The following is a 1,335-nucleotide window of genomic DNA, read 5'->3' on the forward strand; positions in this document are numbered from 1 at the left end:
TGGGCCTGGTGGCGGCTGGAGAAGTCGCCGCTTTGGCTGCTTCCCGGCCTCGCCTCGATTGCCCTGTTCGGCTTCCTGCTGGCGCTGGTCGACACGTCAGCGGCCGGTCGCGCCTACGCCGCCTATGGCGGCATCTACATCGTGGCGTCGCTTGGCTGGCTGTGGCTGGTTGAAGGCGTTCGCCCCGACCGCTGGGATCTTGCCGGTGCCGCGCTCTGCATTGCCGGTGCTTCGGTGATCCTTCTCGTCCCGCGGGGCGCTTGAGATGGAGTTGCCTGCCTCCCTTCGCCAAGGTGTCGAGCGTCTGCTCGAAAACGTTCCGCTGGCGGTACTCAAGCAAGCGGCAAAGACGCTGTCCGACCGCTACCGCGCCGAGTTGCGCGACGGCCGTCTGCACATGGCCGAGGATCTGGCGGTGAAGGCCTATCTGGCGACGCGGCTGCCGGCGACCTATGCCGCGATCCGTTCCAGCCTCGACGCGCTGAGCGACGCCAAGCCTGCCTTTCAGCCCAGGACCTTGCTCGATGTCGGCGCCGGCCCTGGCACGGTGCTTTGGGCCGCGACCGATCTGTGGCCCGATCTCGAACAGGCGGTGTTGTTCGAAGCCAGTGCCGCCGTGCGTAAGATCGGCGAGACGCTTGCCGGCAACACTATTGCCGCCCAGACCAGATGGCTGGCCGGTGATGCCACCATCGACCTTGCTGACATCGAGCCGGCCGATCTGGTCACGTGCGCTTATGTGCTCGATGAAATCGCGCCGGCATCGCAGCCGAAACTCATCCACCGGCTCTGGCAACTCACTGGCGACACGCTCCTGATCGTCGAGCCCGGCACCCCCGCCGGCTGGCAGCGCATCCTTGCCGTGCGCCGGCAGCTGATCGAGGCGGGCGCACATGTGCTTGCGCCTTGCGCGCATCAGGCGCCCTGCCCGCTGGTCCAGCCCGACTGGTGCCATTTTTCCCGCCGCGTCGCCCGCTCGCGCCTGCATCGGCTGGCCAAGGATGCCGACGTGCCGTGGGAAGACGAGAAATTCATCTACGTCGCGGCTTCTCGCGACGGCCCCACATCACACCAGGCACGAGTTCTTGCGCCACCGAAATCCGGCTCCGGCAAGGTTCTGCTCAAGCTTTGCCAGGACGACGGCACCGCCGCCGAGCGCTTGTTCACCAAGCGCGACGGCGCCGACTTCAAGTTGGCCCGGCGACTGGACTGGGGCGACAGGCTGGACAACATCGCAAAATGAACAGCGCCATTGTTCTTGCTTTGTTCCGACGAGTCAGATAGAGAACCACGCCCTGTCGAGTCAACCGGAATCGGGGCACGCGAATACTCTCC

At 65.8% G+C, this 1,335-nt stretch carries 2 protein-coding genes; both read left to right on the top strand.

Annotated features, from left to right (window positions below; translation table 11 throughout):
* The coding region (locus tag EN925_RS36115) for a hypothetical protein (protein ID WP_128337387.1) at nucleotides 1-264 on the top strand (264 nt) is incomplete at its 5' end.
* Between the two features lies 1 nt (nucleotide 265).
* Nucleotides 266-1,243, top strand: a complete 978-nt coding sequence (locus EN925_RS36120) for a small ribosomal subunit Rsm22 family protein (RefSeq protein ID WP_127369676.1) — start codon at nucleotides 266-268, stop codon at nucleotides 1,241-1,243.
* The last annotated feature ends 92 nt before the right edge of the window (nucleotides 1,244-1,335 follow it).

It is taken from the genome of Mesorhizobium sp. M7A.F.Ca.US.006.04.2.1 (genome assembly GCF_004022915.1).
GTDB lineage: Bacteria > Pseudomonadota > Alphaproteobacteria > Rhizobiales > Rhizobiaceae > Mesorhizobium > Mesorhizobium ciceri.